This is a genomic window from Aeromicrobium sp. Root344 (assembly GCF_001425755.1).
GTDB lineage: Bacteria > Actinomycetota > Actinomycetes > Propionibacteriales > Nocardioidaceae > Aeromicrobium.
Genome location: NZ_LMDH01000001.1, coordinates 29,991 through 49,452 on the forward strand (window position 1 = coordinate 29,991; position 19,462 = coordinate 49,452).

20 protein-coding genes are annotated in these 19,462 nt (G+C 69.4%); 13 read left to right on the top strand and 7 right to left on the bottom strand.

Translation table 11 applies throughout. From position 1 onward, the window contains the following. Positions 1 to 65 precede the first annotated feature (65 nt). The 7 genes from ASC61_RS00140 (at position 66) to nagB (ending at position 7,453) form a co-directional block, all read left to right on the top strand. Complete coding sequence (locus ASC61_RS00140) at positions 66 to 1,184, top strand: ROK family protein (RefSeq protein WP_235503435.1); 1,119 nt, start codon at positions 66 to 68, stop codon at positions 1,182 to 1,184. 67 nt (positions 1,185 to 1,251) lie between these two features. Further along, the gene (locus ASC61_RS00145; protein WP_056207636.1) at positions 1,252 to 2,505 is read left to right on the top strand and encodes an extracellular solute-binding protein; all 1,254 of its coding nucleotides are present in this window, start codon (positions 1,252 to 1,254) and stop codon (positions 2,503 to 2,505) included. Positions 2,506 to 2,615: 110 nt separating this feature from the next. Then, on the top strand, positions 2,616 to 3,518 hold the full coding sequence (locus tag ASC61_RS00150; protein WP_056207638.1) for a carbohydrate ABC transporter permease: 903 nt from the start codon (positions 2,616 to 2,618) through the stop codon (positions 3,516 to 3,518). Then, positions 3,515 to 4,333, top strand: a complete 819-nt coding sequence (locus ASC61_RS00155; protein WP_056207641.1) for a carbohydrate ABC transporter permease — start codon at positions 3,515 to 3,517, stop codon at positions 4,331 to 4,333. The genes ASC61_RS00150 and ASC61_RS00155 overlap by 4 nt, the downstream gene beginning before the upstream one ends. After that, positions 4,330 to 5,766, top strand: coding sequence for a glycoside hydrolase family 3 N-terminal domain-containing protein (locus ASC61_RS00160; RefSeq protein ID WP_056207644.1), 1,437 nt, complete (start codon positions 4,330 to 4,332; stop codon positions 5,764 to 5,766). The genes ASC61_RS00155 and ASC61_RS00160 overlap by 4 nt, the downstream gene beginning before the upstream one ends. Beyond that, a complete protein-coding gene (locus ASC61_RS00165) occupies positions 5,763 to 6,695 on the top strand; it encodes an ROK family protein (protein WP_056207647.1) in 933 nt (310 codons plus the stop codon). Before ASC61_RS00160 ends, ASC61_RS00165 begins: the two co-directional genes overlap by 4 nt. Further along, positions 6,683 to 7,453, top strand: coding sequence for a glucosamine-6-phosphate deaminase (gene nagB, locus ASC61_RS00170; RefSeq protein WP_056207650.1), 771 nt, complete (start codon positions 6,683 to 6,685; stop codon positions 7,451 to 7,453). Before ASC61_RS00165 ends, nagB begins: the two co-directional genes overlap by 13 nt. Positions 7,454 to 7,517: 64 nt before the next feature. Here nagB and ASC61_RS00175 read toward each other — a convergent pair whose 3' ends face one another. Then, the gene (locus ASC61_RS00175) at positions 7,518 to 8,594 is read right to left on the bottom strand and encodes an ABC transporter ATP-binding protein (RefSeq protein ID WP_056215070.1); all 1,077 of its coding nucleotides are present in this window, start codon (positions 8,592 to 8,594) and stop codon (positions 7,518 to 7,520) included. A 151-nt stretch (positions 8,595 to 8,745) separates the two neighbouring features. On the opposite strand from ASC61_RS00175, the gene ASC61_RS00180 reads away from it, so the two are divergent. Genes ASC61_RS00180 through ASC61_RS00195 form a run of 4 tightly spaced genes read left to right on the top strand, consistent with a single transcriptional unit; the run spans position 8,746 to position 11,687 of the window. Then, positions 8,746 to 9,660: a metal ABC transporter substrate-binding protein gene (locus ASC61_RS00180; protein ID WP_082530351.1), complete on the top strand. Its 915-nt coding sequence runs from the start codon at positions 8,746 to 8,748 to the stop codon at positions 9,658 to 9,660. Then, on the top strand, positions 9,657 to 10,433 hold the full coding sequence (locus ASC61_RS00185) for a metal ABC transporter ATP-binding protein (RefSeq protein WP_056207659.1): 777 nt from the start codon (positions 9,657 to 9,659) through the stop codon (positions 10,431 to 10,433). Before ASC61_RS00180 ends, ASC61_RS00185 begins: the two co-directional genes overlap by 4 nt. Before the next feature lie 4 nt (positions 10,434 to 10,437). Next, positions 10,438 to 11,289, top strand: coding sequence for a metal ABC transporter permease (locus tag ASC61_RS00190; protein WP_056207662.1), 852 nt, complete (start codon positions 10,438 to 10,440; stop codon positions 11,287 to 11,289). Further along, the gene (locus ASC61_RS00195) at positions 11,289 to 11,687 is read left to right on the top strand and encodes a Fur family transcriptional regulator (RefSeq protein ID WP_056207665.1); all 399 of its coding nucleotides are present in this window, start codon (positions 11,289 to 11,291) and stop codon (positions 11,685 to 11,687) included. The genes ASC61_RS00190 and ASC61_RS00195 overlap by 1 nt, the downstream gene beginning before the upstream one ends. Before the next feature lies 1 nt (position 11,688). Here the strand turns inward: ASC61_RS00195 and ASC61_RS00200 are convergent, their stop codons facing one another. Continuing rightward, positions 11,689 to 12,249: a protein-L-isoaspartate O-methyltransferase family protein gene (locus ASC61_RS00200; protein WP_056207668.1), complete on the bottom strand. Its 561-nt coding sequence runs from the start codon at positions 12,247 to 12,249 to the stop codon at positions 11,689 to 11,691. A 30-nt stretch (positions 12,250 to 12,279) separates the two neighbouring features. On the opposite strand from ASC61_RS00200, the gene ASC61_RS00205 reads away from it, so the two are divergent. Further along, positions 12,280 to 12,723 (top strand): GNAT family N-acetyltransferase, encoded by a 444-nt coding sequence (locus ASC61_RS00205; protein WP_082530352.1) that lies wholly within the window; start codon positions 12,280 to 12,282, stop codon positions 12,721 to 12,723. Here ASC61_RS00205 and ASC61_RS00210 read toward each other — a convergent pair. The 3 genes from ASC61_RS00210 to cimA are packed head-to-tail and all read right to left on the bottom strand — an operon-like array spanning position 12,692 to position 15,901. After that, positions 12,692 to 13,486, bottom strand: a complete 795-nt coding sequence (locus ASC61_RS00210) for a hypothetical protein (protein WP_056207674.1) — start codon at positions 13,484 to 13,486, stop codon at positions 12,692 to 12,694. The genes ASC61_RS00205 and ASC61_RS00210 overlap by 32 nt on opposite strands. 27 nt (positions 13,487 to 13,513) lie before the next feature. Then, positions 13,514 to 14,272 carry a hypothetical protein gene (locus tag ASC61_RS00215; protein ID WP_056207677.1) on the bottom strand — a complete coding sequence of 253 codons (759 nt, stop codon included), beginning with the start codon at positions 14,270 to 14,272 and terminating at the stop codon, positions 13,514 to 13,516. A 39-nt stretch (positions 14,273 to 14,311) separates the two neighbouring features. Then, on the bottom strand, positions 14,312 to 15,901 hold the full coding sequence (gene cimA, locus ASC61_RS00220) for a citramalate synthase (protein WP_268750594.1): 1,590 nt from the start codon (positions 15,899 to 15,901) through the stop codon (positions 14,312 to 14,314). A 195-nt stretch (positions 15,902 to 16,096) separates the two neighbouring features. Between cimA and ASC61_RS00225 the strand changes: the two genes are divergently transcribed. After that, entirely contained in the window at positions 16,097 to 16,792 is a 696-nt protein-coding gene (locus ASC61_RS00225; RefSeq protein WP_056207682.1) for a hypothetical protein, read from the top strand. Between the two features lies 1 nt (position 16,793). On the opposite strand, the gene ASC61_RS00230 is transcribed toward ASC61_RS00225, so the two are convergent. Both ASC61_RS00230 and ASC61_RS00235 read right to left on the bottom strand, forming a co-directional pair. Further along, positions 16,794 to 18,224 (bottom strand): aspartate ammonia-lyase, encoded by a 1,431-nt coding sequence (locus tag ASC61_RS00230; RefSeq protein WP_056207685.1) that lies wholly within the window; start codon positions 18,222 to 18,224, stop codon positions 16,794 to 16,796. A gap of 125 nt (positions 18,225 to 18,349) precedes the next feature. Then, the gene (locus ASC61_RS00235; protein ID WP_056207688.1) at positions 18,350 to 19,450 is read right to left on the bottom strand and encodes a branched-chain amino acid aminotransferase; all 1,101 of its coding nucleotides are present in this window, start codon (positions 19,448 to 19,450) and stop codon (positions 18,350 to 18,352) included. Positions 19,451 to 19,462 lie beyond the last annotated feature (12 nt).

Genomic DNA, 19,462 nt, shown 5'->3' on the forward strand with positions numbered 1-19,462 from the left:
AGGATTTACGCATTTGTCACCGGAATCTCTTGACCCAGACTTTGTTAGTACGCTTTATTAACTATGTGACCCAGATCAACGAGGCCCGTACGCGCAGCACCGCCGGCCGCCGACCCGTCGGCAAGGTACGCCCGGCGGACACCCGCCGGCACCACCGGGCGTTGATCCTGCAGCAGCTCGTCGACGAGGGCGCACGCAGCCGCGCCGACCTGGCCCGCGAGACGTCCCTGACGCGCGTCACGATCTCCGACCTCGTCGCCGAGCTGATCGACGAAGGATTCGTCAGCGAGCTCGGCACTCGCCCCGGCACCCACATGGGCAAGCCCGCGACCCTCGTCGGCATCTCGGAGGAGGCGCCCGTCACGATCGCGCTCGACCTGTCGGCCGCCGGCCAGCTGTCTGGCGGCGTCGTCGACCTCGACGGCCACATCCTGGCGCGCGAGCAGGTCCCGTTCGTGCGCGGCGATGACGTCTCGGTGATCTCCGACCTCGCGATCCGCCTGCGGACCGCCACGACCCGCCGCATCCTCGGCGTCGGCATCGGCACCCCCGGCATCGTCGACGCCGACGGCACGGTCGTCCTGGCCCCCAACCTCGGGTGGACCGACTTCGACCTCGCCGGTGAGCTGTCGACGGCGATCGGCCTCCCCGTGCACGCCGGCAACGACGCCAACGTCGCGGCCGTCGCCGAGAGCGCGTTCGGCGCCGGCGACGACGGTGGTCTCCTGCTCCTGACGGTCGGCCAAGGTGTCGGTGGCGGCGTCATGATCGACGGTCGCGCCCTCTCGGGCCCTCTGCAGTCGGCCGGGGAGATCGGCCACGTCGTGGTCGACCCGAACGGTCGCCAGTGCGCCTGCGGCAACCGCGGCTGCCTCGAGACGTTCCTCGCCGCACCCGCGCTGCGCCAGCTCGACAACGACGCCGCCCGCGCCGAGGTCGGCACCCGGCTCGCCTCGGTCCTGACTCCCGTCGTGACGACGCTCGGCATCGCCGACGTCGTGCTCTACGGCCCCGCCGAGCTGCTCGAGGGCGCCCTGCTCGACGCCGTGCGCAGCGCGCTCGCGCACCAGACCCTTCCTTTCGTCGCGCAGCGGGTGCAGATCCGCCTGGCTCCGCTCGACGACGAGCTCGTGCTCACGGGCGCGGCAGCGCTCGTGCGCTACCGCGAGCTAGGGGTGGTGTGACCTGCCGACAGTGCTCGACCCAACTTCGCAACGTACGACCAGGAACGATCCGAAAGAGGACAGAACCATGAAGCTCACCAAGATCGCGGCAGCGACGGCGGCATCCGCCCTCGCGCTGACCGCACTGGCCGCCTGTGGTGGCAGCAGTGACGGCGACAAGGCCGAGGGCGGGTCCGACACCGTGACCCTGTGGCTCGCCGGCAAGGAGGACACCCCCAAGAAGGTGGAGGACTGGCTCGTCAAGGAGTTCGCCGCGCAGCACAAGGGCAAGAACCTCAAGGTCCAGCACATCGACTGGGGCGAGCTCATCCCCCGCCTCAACACCGCACTGCAGAGCGACAAGACGCCCGACGTCGTCGAGGTCGGCAACACGCAGGCCGCGACGTTCACGAGCGTCGGCGCGTTCACGGACCTGACCGACAAGCTCGACCAGCTCGGCGACAACATCGGCCCCAAGAGCTTCGTCGAGGCCGGCACGTACGACGGCAAGGTCTCGGCCGTCCCCTACTACTGGGGCTCGCGCTACATCTTCTACAGCAAGAAGGCGTTCAAGGACGCCGGCATCGAGGTCCCGACGACCCTCGCCGGTTTCAACGACGCCGCCACGAAGCTCAAGGCCGAGGGCGGCGACAAGTACTCCGGTTTCTGGCTGCCGGGCCAGGACTGGCGCAACGGCATCAGCTGGATCTTCGCCAACGGCGGCGACATCGCCAAGCAGGAGGACGGCACGTGGGTCGCGACCCTCTCCTCCCCGGAGAGCATCAAGGGCCTGACGGAGCTGCAGGGTCTGTACGAGAAGGCGACCACGGCACCCAAGGACGGCAAGGACGCCGAGCCCTGGACCGCGTACAACAACGGCGAGGCCGCGATGTTCATGGCGCCGAGCTGGGCGCGGTGGAGCGTCGACAAGAAGAAGGCGGCCGATCTCGGCGGCTTCGCCCTGCCGGGCACCGAGGGCGGCGCGGCACCCGTGTTCGCCGGCGGATCGAACCTCGGCATCTCGGCCAAGTCCAAGAACCAGGACCTGTCGTTCGACCTGCTCAAGCTGATCTACAGCGACGAGTTCCAGCAGCAGCTGGCCAAGAACGGCCTCGGCCCGGCCAACGACAAGTACACCGGCCTCATGGGTGACGACGAGTTCGCCAAGGCCGCGGTCGCCGCGGCGAGCAACTCCAAGCTCACCCCGGCGTCGCCGGAGTGGGCCTCGGTCGAGAGCGCCAGCATCATGGAGGAGTTCTTCGGCAAGATCGCCAGCGGCGAGGACGTCACCAAGGCGGCCAAGGCCACGGACGACAAGCTCAACGCCGCACTCAACAAGTAGGACCGCAACTCCCGCTGAGCCTGACGTTTCTGCGGCGACACGCCGAGGAACCACAACAGAAACGTCAGGCTCAGCGCGTGCGCCATCACCACGAGGAAGGGAGGGACAGCATGAGCAGCACACGGCTGAGGCGCAAGGCCGGACCGTACGCCCTGCTCGTCCCGGCGATCCTCGTGCTCGTCGTCGGCATGGCGTACCCGCTCGGCCGTCAGCTGATGCTGTCGTTCCACGAGTTCGGCCGGGCCCAGCAGTTCGGGCAGCCCGCGCCGTGGGTCGGCCTGGACAACTACCGCGAGCTCGTCACGGATCGCACGATGTGGACCGTCATCGCCCGCTCGCTGGCATTCTGCTTCGTCAACGCGTCGATCACGATGGTCCTCGGCACGTTGGTCGCGGTGCTCATGAAGCGCGTCGCCACCGCGCCGCGCCTGATCCTGCAGATCAGCATGCTGCTGGCCTGGGCCATGCCGGTCATCGCGGCGATGACGGCGTGGCAGTGGCTGTTCGACACCCGGTACGGCCTGGTCAACTGGTCGCTCCGCAAGGTCGGGTTCGCCAGCTTCGACGGCCACAACTGGCTGATCGACCCGCTCTCGTTCTTCTTCGTCGCCAGCGTCATCATCATCTGGATGAGCGTGCCGTTCGTCGCCTTCACGGCGTACGCGGCGCTGACCCAGGTCTCGGAGGAGACGCTCGAGGCGAGCCACCTCGACGGGGCCACCGCGATCCAACGGTTCCGCCACATCGTCTATCCCACGATCAAGCCGGTCCTGACGATCGTCGCGCTGCTGCAGATCGTGTGGGACCTCCGGGTGTTCGCGCAGATCAACTTCCTGCAGAACGTCGGCGGCACCCCGAGCGAGACGCACCTGCTCGGCACCTACATCTACTCGCTCGGCATCGGCCAGAACGACTACGGCTCCGCGTCCGCGATGGCCATGTTCGTCCTCGTGCTGACGCTCGTCCTGACCGTCCGCTACGTGTGGTCACTGCTCAAGGAGGAACCCCGATGAACGCCCGAGCCCGCCTGTGGGGCGTCGTCGCGATCGTCCTCGCCGTGATCTGGGCGTTCCCGGTCTACTGGATCGGCAACAGCGCGTTCCAGCCCGTCGAGGCGCTCCGCTCCCCCAACCCGTCGTTCCTGCCCGACTTCAGCGCGTCGGGCTTCGGCCGGGTGTTCGACGACTCGTTCGTCGACTCGCTCAAGCTCAGCCTGACCGTCACGCTGCTGGCGATCGTCGCCGCGGTGCTCTGTGGCTTCGTGGCGGCCGTGGCGATCTCGCGCTTCCGATTCCGCGGACGGCGCTCGTTCATCTTCACGGTGCTGGCGATCCAGATGATCCCGCCCGAGGCACTGTTCATCTCTCAGTACAAGATGCTCAACGACTGGGGCCTGCTCAACAGTGTCGTCGGCCTCGGCCTGCTCTACAGCGCCTTGATCCTGCCGTTCACGGTGTGGATGCTGCGCGGGTTCGTCGACGGCATCCCGATCGACCTGGAGGAAGCCGCGATGACCGACGGCTGCAGCCGCACGCGGGCGTTCTTCACGATCACGTTCCCCCTGCTCGCGCCCGGCCTCGTGGCGAGCAGCGTCTACGGCTTCCTGCAGGCCTGGAACGAGTACACGCTCGCGGTCGTCGTGATGGACCCGTCCAACCGGACCCTGCCGCTGTGGCTCAAGGGACTGACCGACGTGTCCAACGAAGCAGTCGACTGGCCCGCGGTGATGGCGGGCGCGACGCTCGTCGCGACACCCGTCATCATCTTGTTCATGATCGTGCAGAACCGGATGACCTCGGGCATGGTCGGCGGGGCGGTCAAGGGATGACCGAGACACGACGGCGGGCGTACGGGGTGATGCTCGGTGCCTTCGCCGGGCCCGCGGTGCCGGACTGGCTCGCCGGCGCGTACGCCCAAGGGCTCGCCGGGGTGTGCCTCTATGGCAACAACATGGCACCCAACGCCGATCTCGCCGATCTCGCCCGCGCCGTACGCGACATCGACCCGTCCGCGGTCCTCGCCCTCGACGAGGAGGGCGGCGACGTGACCCGTCTGCACGCCCGCACGGGCAGCCCCTACCCCGGCAACGCAGCCCTCGGCGCGTACGACGACGTCGCCGCCACACGGGCGGTCGCCGCGGGCATCGGCGCCGAGCTGGCCCACGCCGGCGTCTGGCTCGACCTCGCACCCAGCGCCGACATCAACAGCAACGCCGGCAACCCCGTCATCGGCACGCGCAGCTTCGGCGCCGATCCCGGGCTGGTCGCTCGCCACACCGCGGCGTACGTCTCAGGGCTCGCCTCGCAGGGTGTCGCGGCATCGGTCAAGCACTTCCCCGGCCACGGCGACACGAGCACCGACTCGCACCTCGGCCTCCCCCGCGTCACCGCGCCGGCCGACGTGCTCCGCGCCCGCGAGCTGGTCCCATTCACGGCAGTCCTCGACGACGCCGCCTCGATCATGTCGTCGCACGTGCTGCTGGAGGCGTTCGACGACCAGGAACCCGCGACGCTGAGCCGCGCCGTGCTGACCGGGCTGCTGCGCGACGAGCTGGGTTTCGGCGGCGTCATCGTGACCGACGCCCTCGACATGGCCGGGGCCAGTGCGGTGCACGGCATCGGGGGCGCAGCGGTGCTCGCGCTCGCCGCGGGTGCCGACCTGCTGTGCCTCGGTCCCGAGCAGACGGAGTCGCCCCGAGCGATCGAGGAGTCCGTCGACGCGGTCTGCCTCGCGGTCGACACGGGTGGGCTGCCGCTCGCGAGGCTCGCCGAGGCGGCCAAGCGCGTCGATGCCCTTCGCGAGACGTGGAGCGGCATTGCGGTGCGGCCCGACGCGCACGAGGTCGTCGTCGCGGCCCGCGAGGCGGCGGGCCGGGTCGCCACGAGCCTCACCGCCGGCGCACCCCGTCTGGGCGGTGCCGCAACCGTCGTACGTGTCGACACCGGCACCAACCTCGCCGTCGGCGACACCGCGTGGGGCGGGCTCGACCTCGGCGGCGCCCGCCTCGACCTGACCGCCGACGACGTCGCGGGACGGGCGCCGATCGACGGAGACGTCGCTGTCGTCGTCCGCCGCGCCACGGCCGTGCCCGTCGTGTGGGCGTGGATCCAGGACCAGCTCGCTGCGAACCCGCGCACGGTCCTGGTCGAGCTCGGCTGGCCCGACCCCGCACTCGATGCCTACGACCGGGTCGTACGCACCTACGGCTCGGCCGCGGTGCTCACCGAAGCCCTGGCCGCGGCGATGCGAGGCACCCGATGAAGGTCCGATTGGGTCTCGACATCGGTGGCACGACCGTGCACGGCATCGCGGTCGCCGCCGAGGAGCCCCACGACATCGTCACCGAGGAGACGCACCCGACCCGCAAGGGCGGCGAAGGCGTCGTCAGCGGGGCCCTCGACATGGTGGCAGCGCTGCGCGCGGCGCTCCCACCCGATGCCGAGGTCGTCAGCATCGGGCTCGGTGTGCCTGGCGTCGTCAACGCCGGCGCCGTGACCCACGCGGTCAACCTCGGGCTGGACGGCGAGCCGCTGGACCTCGCCGCGGCCGTCTCGGCGGGCTCTGACGGCGTGCCGACCTCGGTCGAGAACGACGTCAAGGCGGCAACGCTCGGCGGCCTGCAGTGGCTGCGAGAGCAGGGCTCCGACGTCGACGACCTCGCACTGCTCAACGTCGGCACCGGCATCGCCGCCGGGCTGCTGCTCGACGGCCGGCTTCGCCACGGTTCTCGGGGCATGGCCGGCGAGATCGGCCACCTCGTGCACGACCCCACCGGCCCGCTCTGCCCCTGCGGGCGCCGCGGCTGCCTCGAGCTCTATGCCTCGGGCAGCGGCGTCCGCCGCCAGTGGGCGGGCACCGCAGCGGAGCTGTTCGAGGCAGCCGGGGCGGGCGACCCCGACGCGGGCCGCATTCGCGACGAGCTGATCTCCGGCATCGCCCAGGCCATCACGCTGCTGGCCTACAGCGTCGATGTCAGCTGCGTCCTCGTGACCGGCGGCGTCGTGTCGGCCACCCCGGCCCTGCGCGAGGCGATCCTCACCCGCCTGCGCGAGGACGAGAACACCTCACTCGGCCGTCTGGCCGGGATCGCCGAACGCGTACGGTGGTTGCCCGCCGGGCATCCAGCCGGCGCGCTGGGCGCCGCGCTGCTCGGCGCGGGAGACGAGGAGGTTCGTTCGTGGAGGTCGTGATCGTCGCGGACCGAGAGGCCGCAGGAGCACTCGTCGCCGACATCGTCGTCACGCACGTACGCCCGGGCGCGGTCCTCGGGCTGGCGACCGGCTCGTCACCGTTGCCGGCCTATCGAGAGCTGATCCGGCGCCGCAGCGAGGGAACGCTGAGCCTTGCCGAGTGCCGGGCCTTCCTGCTCGACGAGTACGTCGGCCTGCCCCGCACGCACCCGGAGTCGTACCACTCGGTCATCCGGCGCGAGTTCACCGCCGAGGCCGGCCTGGACCGCGTCGACGGGCCGGACGGCGAGGCCCAGGACATCCCGGCCGAGGCGGGGCGCTACGAAGCCGCGATCAGCGCGGCCGGCGGCGTCGACGTGCAGCTGCTCGGCATCGGGACCGACGGCCACCTCGGCTTCAACGAGCCCGGCTCGTCGCTCGCGTCCCGCACGCGGGTCAAGACCTTGACCCAGCAGACGCGGGTCGACAACGCCCGCTTCTTCGACTCGATCGACGACGTGCCGCGGCACGTCATCACCCAGGGTCTTGGCACGATCCTCGACGCCCGGCACCTCGTGCTCATCGCCACGGGCGAGGGCAAGTCCGCTGCCGTGGCCAGTGCCGTCGAGGGCCCCGTGTCGGCGTTCTGCCCGGCGTCGATCCTGCAGCTGCACCCGCGGGCGACCGTCGTGGTCGACGAGGCCGCGGCGGCCGGCCTGCAGCTCGCCGACTACTACCGCGAGGCGTGGGACAACAAGCCTGCCTGGCAACGCTTCTGACGCCGGCTCGGTCCTTGAGCTCGTCGAGAGGACGCCCTCCCGACGAGCTCAAGGACCGCAGGCGTCAGCTCAGGCGGCGGCCCGACTCCGTGGCGAACACGTGGAGGCCGGACGGGTCCTCGGGCGCGAGGTGGATCGTCTCGCCCTTGGCCGGGGGCTTGCGCCAGTCGGCGCGCGCCACGATGGTCTGCTCCGTGCCGTCGACGTCGGCACGACCGTAGACGTAGGCGTCCGCGCCGAGCTCCTCGACGACATCGACCTCGACCTTCAGGCCCGTGCTGCTGACGACCAAGTTCTCCGGCCGGACGCCCAGCGTGACGGTCGTCGCGTCGGCGTCCGCGAGTGCATCGCGGCCGACCGGCACGACGGAGTCACCGAACCGGACTCCCCCGTCGACGACGGGGAGCTCCATGAGGTTCATGCTCGGCGAGCCGAGGAACCCGGCCACGAACAGGTTGGCGGGGCGGTCGTACATCTCGCGCGGAGCGGCGCACTGCTGCAGGACGCCGTCCTTGAGCACGGCGACGCGGTCACCCATCGTCATGGCCTCGACCTGGTCGTGCGTGACGTAGACCGTCGTCGTACCGAGCCGGCGCTGCAGCTGCGCGATCTGCGTGCGCGTCTGGACGCGCAGCTTGGCGTCGAGGTTGGACAGTGGCTCGTCCATCAGGAACACCCGCGGCGAGCGGACGATCGCCCGGCCCATCGCGACGCGCTGGCGCTGACCGCCGGACAGGGCCTTGGGCTTGCGGTCGAGGTACTCGGTGATGTCGAGCATCGCCGCCGCCTCGGCGACCCGCTTGCTGATGTCGGACTTGTTGGTGCCGGCGATCTTGAGCGCGAAGCCCATGTTCTCGGCGACCGTCATGTGCGGGTAGAGCGCGTAGTTCTGGAAGACCATCGCGATGTCGCGGGCCTTGGGCGGCAGGTCGGTGACGTCCTGCTCACCGATGAGGAGACGACCTTCGTCGACCTCTTCGAGTCCGGCCAGCATGCGCAGCGACGTGGACTTGCCGCAGCCGGAGGGACCGACGAGCACGAGGAACTCGCCGTCCTCGACGTGGAGGTCGAGCTGGTTGACCGCTGGGCGGTCCTGACCTGTGAAGACTCTGGTGGCCTTCTCGAACGTGACTGATGACATGCTGATGTTTCCCTTCACCGGCAGGTACGTGCCGGACGATCCGAGTGATGGGTGATGTGGTGGTGCCCGCTCATCCTACAGTGAGCCACGTCACGCTCCGTCCGGGTGCGTTCAGTTGACAATGATTCCCAACTACTTGAGAATCGTTCTCATGAAGAAGTCCCTCGCCCTGCTCGGCGCGCTGCCCCTGGTCCTCCTCCTTGCCGCGTGCGGCAGCTCCGCGAAGGGCAACGACGACACGACCAGCGTGGTCGCGTCGTTCTACCCGTTCGCGTACGTCGCCGAGCAGGTCGGGGGCTCTCACGTCAACGTCTCCAACCTGACGGCGCCCGGCGTCGAGCCGCATGACCTCGAGCTCAAGCCGAAGCAGGTCGGGGACGTCCAGAACGCCGATCTCGTGATCTACGAGAAGCACTTCCAGGCGGCCGTCGACGACGCCGTCAAGCAGGCTGACCGGTCGACCAAGGACACCGTCGACGTCGCCTCTGTCGTCACGCTCAAGCAGCTCCAGCCCGGGGCCGCCGAGGAAGGGCACGACCACAGCGACGAGGATCCGCACACCTGGCTCGATCCGCAGAACATGGTCGCGGTGACCAAGGCCGTGGAGGCCAAGCTCTCGGCCGTCGACCCCGACCACGCGTCCGACTACGCCGCGAACGCCTCGAAGCTGGAGGGCGAGCTGGAGACCCTCGGCTCCGACTTCGCGTCCGGGCTCAAGACGTGCAAGAACCGCACCATCGTCACGAGCCACGCCGCGTTCCAGTACCTCGCCGCCCGCTATGACCTGACGCAGGTGCCGATCGCCGGCATCGACCCGGCCAACGAGCCGTCGCCTGCGCAGCTCGCCGACATCACCGACCTGGTGCGCAAGGAGAAGATCACCACGATCTTCACCGAGGAGCTCGTGAGCCCGGCCATCGCCGACACGATCGCCAAGGAGGCCGGCGTGAAGACCGCTACGCTCGATCCCATCGAGGGTCTGTCCGACGCGACCAAGGACCAGACGTACCTGACGCTCATGCGCAAGAACCTCGAGACCCTGAGGAAGGCGAACTCCTGTTCATGAGTGAGCGCAGCACGCAGCCGCTGAAGGCACGCGGCGTGAGCGTGGCACTCGATGGTCGGCCTGTCCTGCGACAGGTCGACCTCGACGTGTCCGCGGGTGAGTTCGTGGCGCTGCTGGGCGCCAACGGATCCGGCAAGTCGACGTTCGTACGAGCCGCCACCGGTCTCGTGCCGATGAGCAGCGGCACGGTCGAGCTGTTCGGCACGCCGCTCGACCGGTTCCGTGACCGGCACCGGCTCGGTTACGTCCCGCAGCGTTCCCGCGCCGTCGCCGGCGTACCCGCCACGGTGCACGAGGTCGTCATGAGCGGCCGTCTCGCGCACCGGCGGCTGCTCGGCTGGAGCACCAAGGCCGACGCGGCTGCCGTCACCGCCGCGATCTCGCGGGTCGGGTTGCCCGACCGTACGCGCTCGTCGCTCAGCGAGCTGTCCGGCGGCCAGCAGCAGCGCGTCCTCATCGCCCGGGCTCTGGCCTCCGAGGCCGAGCTGCTCGTGATGGACGAGCCCACCGCGGGCGTCGACCACGACAACCAAGAGTCGCTCGCCGAGCTGCTCGGCGGTCTCGTGCACGAGGGCACCTCGGTGCTGCTCGTGGCGCACGAGCTCGGACCCCTGCGTCCCCTGATCGACCGGGCGATCGTCCTGCACTCCGGCGAGGTCGCCTACGAAGGACCCTGCGAGGGTCTCGTCGGCGAGGACCACGCGCACGTCCACATGCACACCGGCCAGCCGCCGGTTCCCGAAGGGCTCACCGGCGAGGGCGTCTGGAGGTGACCACATGACAGAGATGCTCAGCTACGAGTTCATGCAGCGGGCGTTGATCGCCGCGGTGTTCACCGGCCTCGCGGCACCCGCGATCGGCACGTTCCTGGTCCAGCGGCGGCTCGCCCTGCTGGGTGACGGCATCGGTCACGTCGCGCTGACCGGTGTCGCGCTCGGCCTGCTGACCAACGTCGCGCCGGTGCTGACGGCGATCGTCGTCGCCATCATCGGCGCGATCATCATCGAGCTGCTCCGCATGTTCGGCCGCACCAGCGGCGACGTCGCCCTGGCGATGCTGTTCTACGGCGGCATCTCGGGCGGTGTCCTGCTAATCAACCTCGCAGGCGAGAGCGCCGCGACCCTCAACACCTTCCTGTTCGGCTCGATCACCACGGTCTCCAACAGCGATCTCGTGGTCGTCGCGCTGCTGGCCGTGCTGGTCATCGGTCTGGCCGTCGGCCTCTCGCCCCAGCTGTTCGCGGTGTGCCAGGACGAGGAGCACGCGCAGGTCAGCGGCGTGCCCGTACGCGTCTACAGCATCCTCATCGCGGTGCTCGCCGCCGTGACGATCACGGTCGCGATGCGCACGGTCGGGCTGCTGCTGGTGTCGGCGCTGATGGTCGTACCGGTCGCCGCGTCCCAGCAGCTGACCCGGAGCTTCCGCACGACTCACCTGGCAGCCATGGCGATCGGCCTGTTCGCTGCCGTCGGCGGTGTCGTGTCGAGCTACCAGATCAACACGCAGCCCGGTCCCACGATCGTGCTGCTCGCCCTCGCGGTGTTCGCGGTCGCGGCACTGTTCGGCGCTGCCGCACGACGCGTCCGCGGCCGCCGGCACCCGGTAGATTTCGCACGAGGAGACATCTGATGGTCGAAGCCCCCCGCAACACCCGACAGCGGCGCGCCGTCGTCGCGATCCTCGAGGACCTCGACGGCTTCGCCAGCGCGCAGGAGATCCACGACATCCTCAAGAAGCGCGGCGAGTCGGTCGGCCTGTCGACGGTCTACCGCAGCCTGCAGGTGCTCGCCGACGCCGCCGAGGTCGACGCCCTGCGCAACGACGACGGTGAGGTGCTCTACCGCCAGTGCAGCGCCGGGCACCATCACCACCTGGTCTGCCGGTCCTGCGGACGTACCGTCGAGGTCGAGGGCCCGACGGTCGAGCGCTGGGCCGACAAGATCGCCGAGGAGAACGGCTTCCAGGACGTGGCACACACGCTGGAGATCTTCGGTACGTGCAACAGCTGCGCCAGCGCCAGGTCCTAGCTCAGCGGATCAGCGGCACGAACCGGTAGAGCCCGTGGCGGGTCACCTCGGGCGTACGCTCGGCGTCGATCGCGACCCTGGTCATCGATCCGTCCACCGGGATCACCAGGACCCCGCCGGGCGCGAGCTGCTCCACGAGCTCCTGTGGGAGGCCGTCGCTCATCGCCGACACCAGGATCCGGTCGAACGGTGCCTCCTCGGGGCGCCCGAGCCGGCCTTGCACGGCGGTCTCGATACGGGTCCAGGGCATCTCCTCGCGAGCAAGGTTCTCCCGGCTCCGCTCGACGAGCTCCGGCACGATCTCGCAGCCGATGACCGTGCCGGAGGCCCCGACGAGCCGGCCCAGCAGCGCCGTCGTCCAGCCGGTGCCGGACCCGACGTCCAGCACCCGCATGCCCGGGTGCACGTCGAGGAGCTCCAACATGTCCGCCACCGTCGACGGCTGCGAGCAGGTCTGCCCGTGGCCGACCTCGAGCGCCTGGTCCAAACCCGCCGAACCACGCTGCCGCCGCGGCAGGAAACGTTCGCGCTCGACCATCCGCATGACCTCGGCCGCGTCCATGCCCGGACCGTACCCTTCTAGGCTGATGACATGACCCCGCGTTGCGTGACCGGCGATGCGCTGACCGCGCAGGACGTCTATGACATCTGGAAGATCCGCGACGCCGTGTTCGCCGTCGAGCAGCAGGTCGACGAGGAGGATGTCGACGGCCGCGACCTGCTCGCCACGACGACCCACCTCTGGTTCGAGGACGCCGACGGCCCGACCAGCTATTTGCGGGTCTACGTCGCCGACGACGGCGTGCGCCACATCGGCCGGGTCTGCACCCGCAAGGACCAACGCGGGAAGGGCCTCTCGGGACAGCTCATGTCCGAGGTGACGCGCTTGTGGGGCGACGGCGAGCTGCAGCTCAATGCCCAGGCGTACCTCGAGCGCTGGTACGAGTCGTTCGGCTACGCACGCGCCGGTGACGACTACCACGAGGCCGGCATCCTGCACACGCCTATGTCGCGGACTCCGTCGACTGCCCGCTGACGTCGGCAGTCGCCTTCTGGACCGCAGCCTCGAGTCGCGAGCGCAACGAGCGCTCGTAGGTGTTCACGGCATTGCTGGCCGTCACGTACTCGGACGCCGCGCTGATGTAGGTGTTCCGACCGGAGTCGAGGTCGTCGGCGCCCCTCTTGGCGTCCTTGATGATCGCCTTGAGCGCGTCCCGGACCTGGTCAGCCGTGGTCTCCTGCCCGTCGGGCACCGCGACCTTGTCGAACCTCGCCAGGACCTTGCTGAAGCCGGGAATGAGCTTGGTCCGGATGGGTCCTCCGTCGGGCAGCGTGCGCTCTGACACGAAGCTGTCGATCTTGACGTCGAGCGCGGTGTTGGCGGCCTTGACGAAGGGCTGGCCGACGATGGCCTCGTCGAGCACCTTCGAGACCTCCTCGTACGGTTGCTTCAGCGTCTTCTGCGTCTTGACCGCGGCGAGGTACGTCGTCGAGTGGGTCTTGCCCCACGCCGGCGCGTCGCCGAGCGTGGGGGCCTTCGCGACTGCGGCGTCGAAGGCCACCTTCACCCGGGCGGCATCGTCGAGCTGCCGGGTGTTGAGCGCCGACTGGACCGATGAGCGGTAGGCCGACACCTTCTTCGTGTAGACCGAGGCCACCCGGGCGGCCTCGGCGACGTCGTCGTCGCGGTGCTGCTTGCGGATCAAGAAGAATGCGGTCGTGCCGACCGCGGCCACGAGCACCAGGCTGAAGGCCACGATGCCGGCGATGATGACGTTGCGTCTCCCCCGGGAATCCATGTCCTCACGCTATCGAAGACGGCATGTCTACGACGCGGCGGTCACCTCGGCGACGGCCTCGGCGACGTCGCCCTTGACCTGCGTCGCGTAGTCGCTGACGGCATCGGCCACCGCCTGGAACTCGTCCTGATAGCTGAACGAGAAGTTCTGCCGGCTGTCGATGCGAGCGGCGAGGACCGAAGCCTGGTCGATGACGTACTGCGCCGCGTCGTGCACCTTCGCGGCCAGCTCCTCCTGTCCCTTCGGCACGGGCACGCGGTCGAAGGCGTCACGGGCGCTCACGAACGCCGGGATGAGCTCGGCGCGGACGCGTGAGCTGGTCGTGATGAACCCGTATCCGACATAGTCGGTCGCCCGCAGCGCCAGCACCTTGCGCGCTGCGGTGATGAACGTCAGTGCCACGTCGGCCTTGCGCAGCGTGGCGCTGAGGCGCTTGAACGGCCGGAGCACGGTCGCCTCGGTCTGCGCGGCCTCGGCGTACGACGCGGAGTGCTCGCGCCCGTACGCCGGCGCGTCTCTGAGCCGCGGCGGATCGACCATCGCCCGGTCCAGCACCTTGCTCAGTGCGCCGGGATCACTCGCGTCCGCCTTGTCGACCTTGGCGATGATCGACGAGCGGAACGCATCGACCTCGGCGAGATAGCTCTGCGCGACCGACTCGGCCTCCTCGACCTGGTTCGACTGCCGCTGGTCCTGCACGATGACCAGACCCCCGATGACGATCGCGATCAGGATCGTCAGGACGACCGGCAGGGCGACCGCGACCTTGCGCGCGGGGACGTTCACCCACACACCGTCCCAGCGCCGCCGTGCCGGGTCAATGAATCAGCCGTTGGTGCGTGACGCCACGCCGTGACGCCGCAGGCCGTAGGTCAGCGCGTCGACGAGGGCCTCCCACGAGGCCTCGATGATGTTGGCACCCACACCGACGGTGACCCACGAGTCCTTGCCGTCGGACGTCTCGATCAGCACCCGGGTGACAGCGTCCGTGCCGTGACCCTGGTCGAGGATCCGGACCCGGAAGTCGATCAGGTGGAACCGGGCGACGTCGGGATAGACCTGCTCGATCGCCTGACGCAGCGCGTGGTCGAGCGCGTTGACGGGACCGTTGCCCTCACCGATCACGGCCAGCCGCACGCCGCCCGCGACGAGCTTGACCGTGGCCTCGGCGACGGCGTCGTCGCCACGGGCGGACTCGGCCAACACGCGCCAGGACTCGACGTCGAAGTAGGACGGCCGGGCGCCGTCGATCTCCTCGGCGAGCAGCAGCTCGAACGAGGCGTCGGCAGCCTCGAACGTGTAGCCGGCCTGCTCCATCGCCTTGACCCGGTCGGTGACCCGCGCCAGTCGCACAGGGTCGTCGGCGAGGTCGAAGCCCAGCTCCTTGCCCTTGAGCTCGATCGTCGCGCGACCGGCCATCTCCGACACCAGGAGCCGCATGTCGTTGCCGACGAGCGCCGGATCGATGTGCTGGTAGAGGTTGGGGTCGACGCGGATCGCGCTCGCGTGCAGCCCGGCCTTGTGGGCGAACGCTGAGACACCCGTGTAGGGCTGGCGGGCCGACGGCGGGTAGTTCGTGATCTCCGCGATCGCGTGCGAGATCCGCGACGCGTCGGCGAGCGCGCCTTCAGGCAGCACCGTCATGCCGAGCTTGAGCTCGAGGTTGGCGACGCACGTGATGAGGTCGGCGTTGCCCGTACGTTCGCCGTAGCCGTTGACGCAGCCCTGCACGTGGGTCACCCCGGCCTGGACCGCAGCCATCGAGTTGGCGACCGCGCAGCCCGTGTCGTTGTGCGCGTGGATGCCGAGGCGTACGCCCGTGGCGGTGGCCACGTCGGTGACGATCTCGGTGACCCAGTGGGGCAGCATGCCGCCGTTGGTGTCGCACAGGATGACGACCTCGGCACCGGCGTCACCCGCAGCGCGTACGACCTCGAGGGCGTAGTCACGGTTGGCGCGGTAGCCGTCGAAGAAGTGCTCGAGGTCGACGAAGACCCGCTGGCCCTCCTCGCGCAGGTAGGTCACGGTGTCGCGCACCATCGCGAGGTTCTCCTCGAGCGTCGTGCGCAGCGCCTCGGTGACGTGGCGGTCGTGGCTCTTGGCGACCAGCGTCACGACCGACGCGCCCGAGTCGCGCAGCGCCTGGATCAGCGGGTCCTCCGACGCCTGGACGCCCGCCCGCCTGGTCGCGCCGAACGCCGCGAGCGTCGCGTGCTTGAGGTCGAGCTCCTTGGCCGCCAGGGCGAAGAACTCGGTGTCCTTGGGGTTCGAGCCGGGCCAGCCACCCTCGATGTAGCCCACGCCGAGGTCGTCGAGGTGACGGGCGATGTGCATCTTGTCCTGCACGGAGAGGTTGAGGCCCTCCTGCTGGGCGCCGTCGCGCATCGTCGTGTCGTAGACGTGGAAGTCGCTCACGCTCTGGTGTCCTGCGTTCACTGCTGTGTCCTTCGTTCCGGTCGGCATCTCGGTCGGTCGACGCTCGTTCCGACAACAAAAAAGCCCCCCAGGGAATGGGAGGCAGCGCGTCGGGGGCTTGGTGTCAGTGCCCGGCGCGCCTGTCGATAATGATCGAGATGCTCTGCATGCGGCTCAGTCTAGACTGATCGACCTATGACCGCCAGACCCGTCCCACTCGACGTGGAGCCGACCGTCATGTACGCCGTGATGACCCCCGAGCCGCTGGAGTCCGAGGACCTGATCCCGCCGCCGTCGCCGGAGCTGCTGCGCCACTACGGCTCGTCCGAGGTCGCGATGCGCCGTCTGCGGTCGCGCCACCACCAGCGGCTCATCCTGCGGCAGACGACCCTCGAGGACGCCGCGTTCGCGATCCGCGACGCCCGCATCGACGCCCTGTTGCTCGCCGAGGAGCACGACGGCGTCGTGATCGACCTGAGCATCCCGCGGGTCGTCGAGTCCCGCTCCGACGAGGTGTCGCTCGCGCACGCCACGCAGTGGTACACCGTCGACTACGAGGGGCTGGCCGCCGGGCGGGTCCGCACGGTCGGCCTCGCCTCGTTCGGGCTGCCCGAGATCGTGCTCGACGGCGTCGACGATTCGGCGCACGCGATGTACACCGCGGTGCTCGCCGGACTCGTGCATCGCCTCCTCGCGGAGTGGCCGGCCAACGATCCCGTCGGCCGGGCCACCGTGACGCTGCGCGACATCGCGTACGGACTCGGCGACGCTGAGGCGGCGTCGACGCCCAAGGGTCGGTCGATCGACGTCGAGATCGCGTACGACCCCGACGACCGCCTGCTCGTCGTCACCCTCGACGGCAGTCCCGCCGAGGCACTCTTCGCGCCGTGACTCAGCCGGCCGGCTCGTCGAGCTTGGACCGCTTGGGCGCGAGGTGTGCCAGCGTCTCCGGACGCAGGATCGCCTCGAGCTTCTCCGGCGGCAGCAACCCGCGCTCCAGGACGATCTCGGCCACGCCGCGGCCGGTCGCCAGCGCCTCCTGCGCGACGTCGGTCGCCGCGGAGTAGCCGATGTAGGGGTTGAGCGCCGTGACGAGTCCGATCGAGTTCTCGACCTCGCTGCGCAGCAGCTCGACGTTGGCCGTGATGCCGTCGACACAACGCGACGCCAGCACGAGGATCGCCTCGCGCAGCCGGGAGATGCCGGCCGACAGCGAGTAGCAGATGACCGGCTCGAACGCGTTGAGCTGCAGCTGCCCACCCTCGGCAGCCATGGTGACGGTCACGTCGTGGCCGATGACCTGGAACGCGACCTGGTTGACGACCTCGGGGATCACGGGGTTGACCTTGCCGGGCATGATGCTCGACCCGGCCTGCACGGCCGGCAGGTTGATCTCGTTGAACCCGGCTCGCGGGCCCGACGACAGCAGGCGCAGGTCGTTGCAGATCTTGGAGAGCTTGACCGCAACTCGCTTGAGCGTGCCCGACAGCTGCACGAACGCACCGCAGTCCTGCGTCGCCTCGATGAGGTCGACGGCGCTCTCCAGCGGCAGGCCCGTGATCCGCGAGAGGTGGTCGCAGGCGGACGGGACATAGCCGGCCGGAGCGTTGAGCTGGGTGCCGATCGCTGTCGCGCCGAGGTTGATCTCGTGCAGCAGCAGCACCGCCTCGGAGAGCCGGCTGCGGTCCTCGGAGATCATCAACGAGTAGGTCCGGAACTCCTGGCCGAGCGTCATCGGCACGGCGTCCTGCAGCTGCGTACGGCCCATCTTGAGGACGTCGTGGAACTCGTCGGCCTTGGCCGCGAACGAGGCCTCCAGCACGGCCATGGCGTCGAGCAGCGCGTGCGTCGCCAGGATGATGGCGATCTTGACCGCGGTCGGGTAGACGTCGTTGGTCGACTGGCTCAGGTTGACGTGCTCATTGGGGTGGATGACGTGGTAGTCGCCCTTCTTGTGCCCCATCAGCTCGAGCGCCCGGTTGGCGATGACCTCGTTGGCGTTCATGTTGGTCGACGTGCCGGCCCCGCCCTGGATGACGTCGACGATGAACTCGTCGCGCAGCTCACCGCTGCGGATCTCCTCGCACGCCTGGCGGATGGCGTCGTAGCGCTCGTCGTCGAGCAGTCCCAGGTCGTGGTTGGCAGCCGCAGCCGCCTCCTTGACCGCAGCCAGCGCCTCAACGAGGAACGGGCTCGTGCCGATCGGGATGCCGGTGATGGGGAAGTTCTCGAGGGCGCGGAGTGTGTGCACTCCCCAATAGGCCTCGAGGGGGACGTCACGGTCGCCGATCAGATCGTGTTCGGAACGCGTGGCAATGGTCATGTGCAGCCTCCAGTACGGGGCGCGTCGTTGAGCCCCACATGGCGACCATAGAGCAATCGGACGCTCACGTGCGGGAGGGGCTGACTGTACTCGCCAGTACAGTCAGCCCCTCCCCGTGCGAGCTGCTATGCAGGGACGATCTGGTGGAGCCAGCCGTGGCGATCGGCCGCGCGGCCGTACTGGATGTCGACCAGCGCCGAACGGATGTCCGTGGTGATCTTGCCGGCCTCGCCGTCGCCGCTGACAGCCTCGCCGCCGTCCCACTTGAGCGAGCTGATCGGGGTCACGACGGCAGCCGTGCCGCACGCGAAGACCTCGGTGATCGAGCCGTCGGCCGTGCCGTCCCGCCACTCGTCGATGCTCACCCGGCGCTCGACAACGTCGTAGCCGAGGTCACGGGCGATCTGCAGGATCGAGTCTCGGGTGACACCCTCGAGGATCGAGCCGGAGAGCTCGGGCGTGACGATCGAGCCGTCGGAGTGGACGAAGAACAGGTTCATGCCGCCGAGCTCCTCGACCCACTTGTGCTCGGTCGAGTCGAGGAACGCCACCTGGGCGCATCCGTGCTGCGTCGCCTCCTGCTGCGGGAGGAGGCTCGCGGCGTAGTTGCCACCGCACTTGGCCGCCCCCGTGCCGCCGGTGCCTGCGCGGGAGTACTCGGACGAGAGCCAGATCGACACGGCCTCGACACCACCCGGGAAGTAGGCGCCGGCGGGCGAGGCGATCACGGCATAGGTCACGTGCTGGCTGGGCCGCACGCCGAGGAACACCTCGGAGGCGTACATGAACGGTCGCAGGTAGAGGCTCTTCTCGCCGCCGGACGGTGCCCACGCGCGATCGGCCGTGACGAGGTCACGGATCGAGCCCAGGAACCAGTCGGTCGGCAGCTCAGGCAGCGCAAGGCGGTGAGCCGAGCGCTGCATGCGCTCCGCGTTGGCCTCGGGCCGGAACGACCAGATCGAGCCGTCCTCGTGGACGTACGCCTTGAGGCCCTCGAAGATCTCCTGCGCGTAGTGCAGGACGGCAGTCGCCGGATCGAGCATGAGCGGGCCGTAGGGCACGACGCGGGCATCGGCCCAGCCGGTGCCGGGGGTCCACTCGGCCAGGAACATGTGGTCGGTGAAGTGGTTGCCGAAACCGGGGTTGTCGAGGATGGCCTCGCGCTGTCCCTCGGTCTTCGCGTTGGGGTTGGGCTCGAACCGGCTCGCGAAATGGTTGGAAGTCATAGTAATCACGGT

Bases quoted from the DNA above. Each gene is read 5' to 3' on its own strand.
- ASC61_RS00195 (WP_056207665.1), top strand. From the start codon at position 11,289: ATGGTCGAAGCCCCCCGCAACACCCGACAGCGGCGCGCCGTCGTCGCG.
- ASC61_RS00180 (WP_082530351.1), top strand. From the start codon at position 8,746: ATGAAGAAGTCCCTCGCCCTGCTCGGCGCGCTGCCCCTGGTCCTCCTC.
- ASC61_RS00210 (WP_056207674.1), bottom strand. From the start codon at position 13,486: ATGGATTCCCGGGGGAGACGCAACGTCATCATCGCCGGCATCGTGGCC.
- ASC61_RS00200 (WP_056207668.1), bottom strand. From the start codon at position 12,249: ATGGACGCGGCCGAGGTCATGCGGATGGTCGAGCGCGAACGTTTCCTG.
- ASC61_RS00155 (WP_056207641.1), top strand. From the start codon at position 3,515: ATGAACGCCCGAGCCCGCCTGTGGGGCGTCGTCGCGATCGTCCTCGCC.
- ASC61_RS00175 (WP_056215070.1), bottom strand. From the start codon at position 8,594: ATGTCATCAGTCACGTTCGAGAAGGCCACCAGAGTCTTCACAGGTCAG.
- ASC61_RS00225 (WP_056207682.1), top strand. From the start codon at position 16,097: ATGACCGCCAGACCCGTCCCACTCGACGTGGAGCCGACCGTCATGTAC.
- ASC61_RS00160 (WP_056207644.1), top strand. From the start codon at position 4,330: ATGACCGAGACACGACGGCGGGCGTACGGGGTGATGCTCGGTGCCTTC.
- ASC61_RS00205 (WP_082530352.1), top strand. From the start codon at position 12,280: ATGACCCCGCGTTGCGTGACCGGCGATGCGCTGACCGCGCAGGACGTC.
- ASC61_RS00145 (WP_056207636.1), top strand. From the start codon at position 1,252: ATGAAGCTCACCAAGATCGCGGCAGCGACGGCGGCATCCGCCCTCGCG.
- ASC61_RS00185 (WP_056207659.1), top strand. From the start codon at position 9,657: ATGAGTGAGCGCAGCACGCAGCCGCTGAAGGCACGCGGCGTGAGCGTG.
- ASC61_RS00230 (WP_056207685.1), bottom strand. From the start codon at position 18,224: ATGACCATTGCCACGCGTTCCGAACACGATCTGATCGGCGACCGTGAC.
- ASC61_RS00165 (WP_056207647.1), top strand. From the start codon at position 5,763: ATGAAGGTCCGATTGGGTCTCGACATCGGTGGCACGACCGTGCACGGC.
- ASC61_RS00235 (WP_056207688.1), bottom strand. From the start codon at position 19,450: ATGACTTCCAACCATTTCGCGAGCCGGTTCGAGCCCAACCCCAACGCG.
- ASC61_RS00150 (WP_056207638.1), top strand. From the start codon at position 2,616: ATGAGCAGCACACGGCTGAGGCGCAAGGCCGGACCGTACGCCCTGCTC.
- ASC61_RS00190 (WP_056207662.1), top strand. From the start codon at position 10,438: ATGACAGAGATGCTCAGCTACGAGTTCATGCAGCGGGCGTTGATCGCC.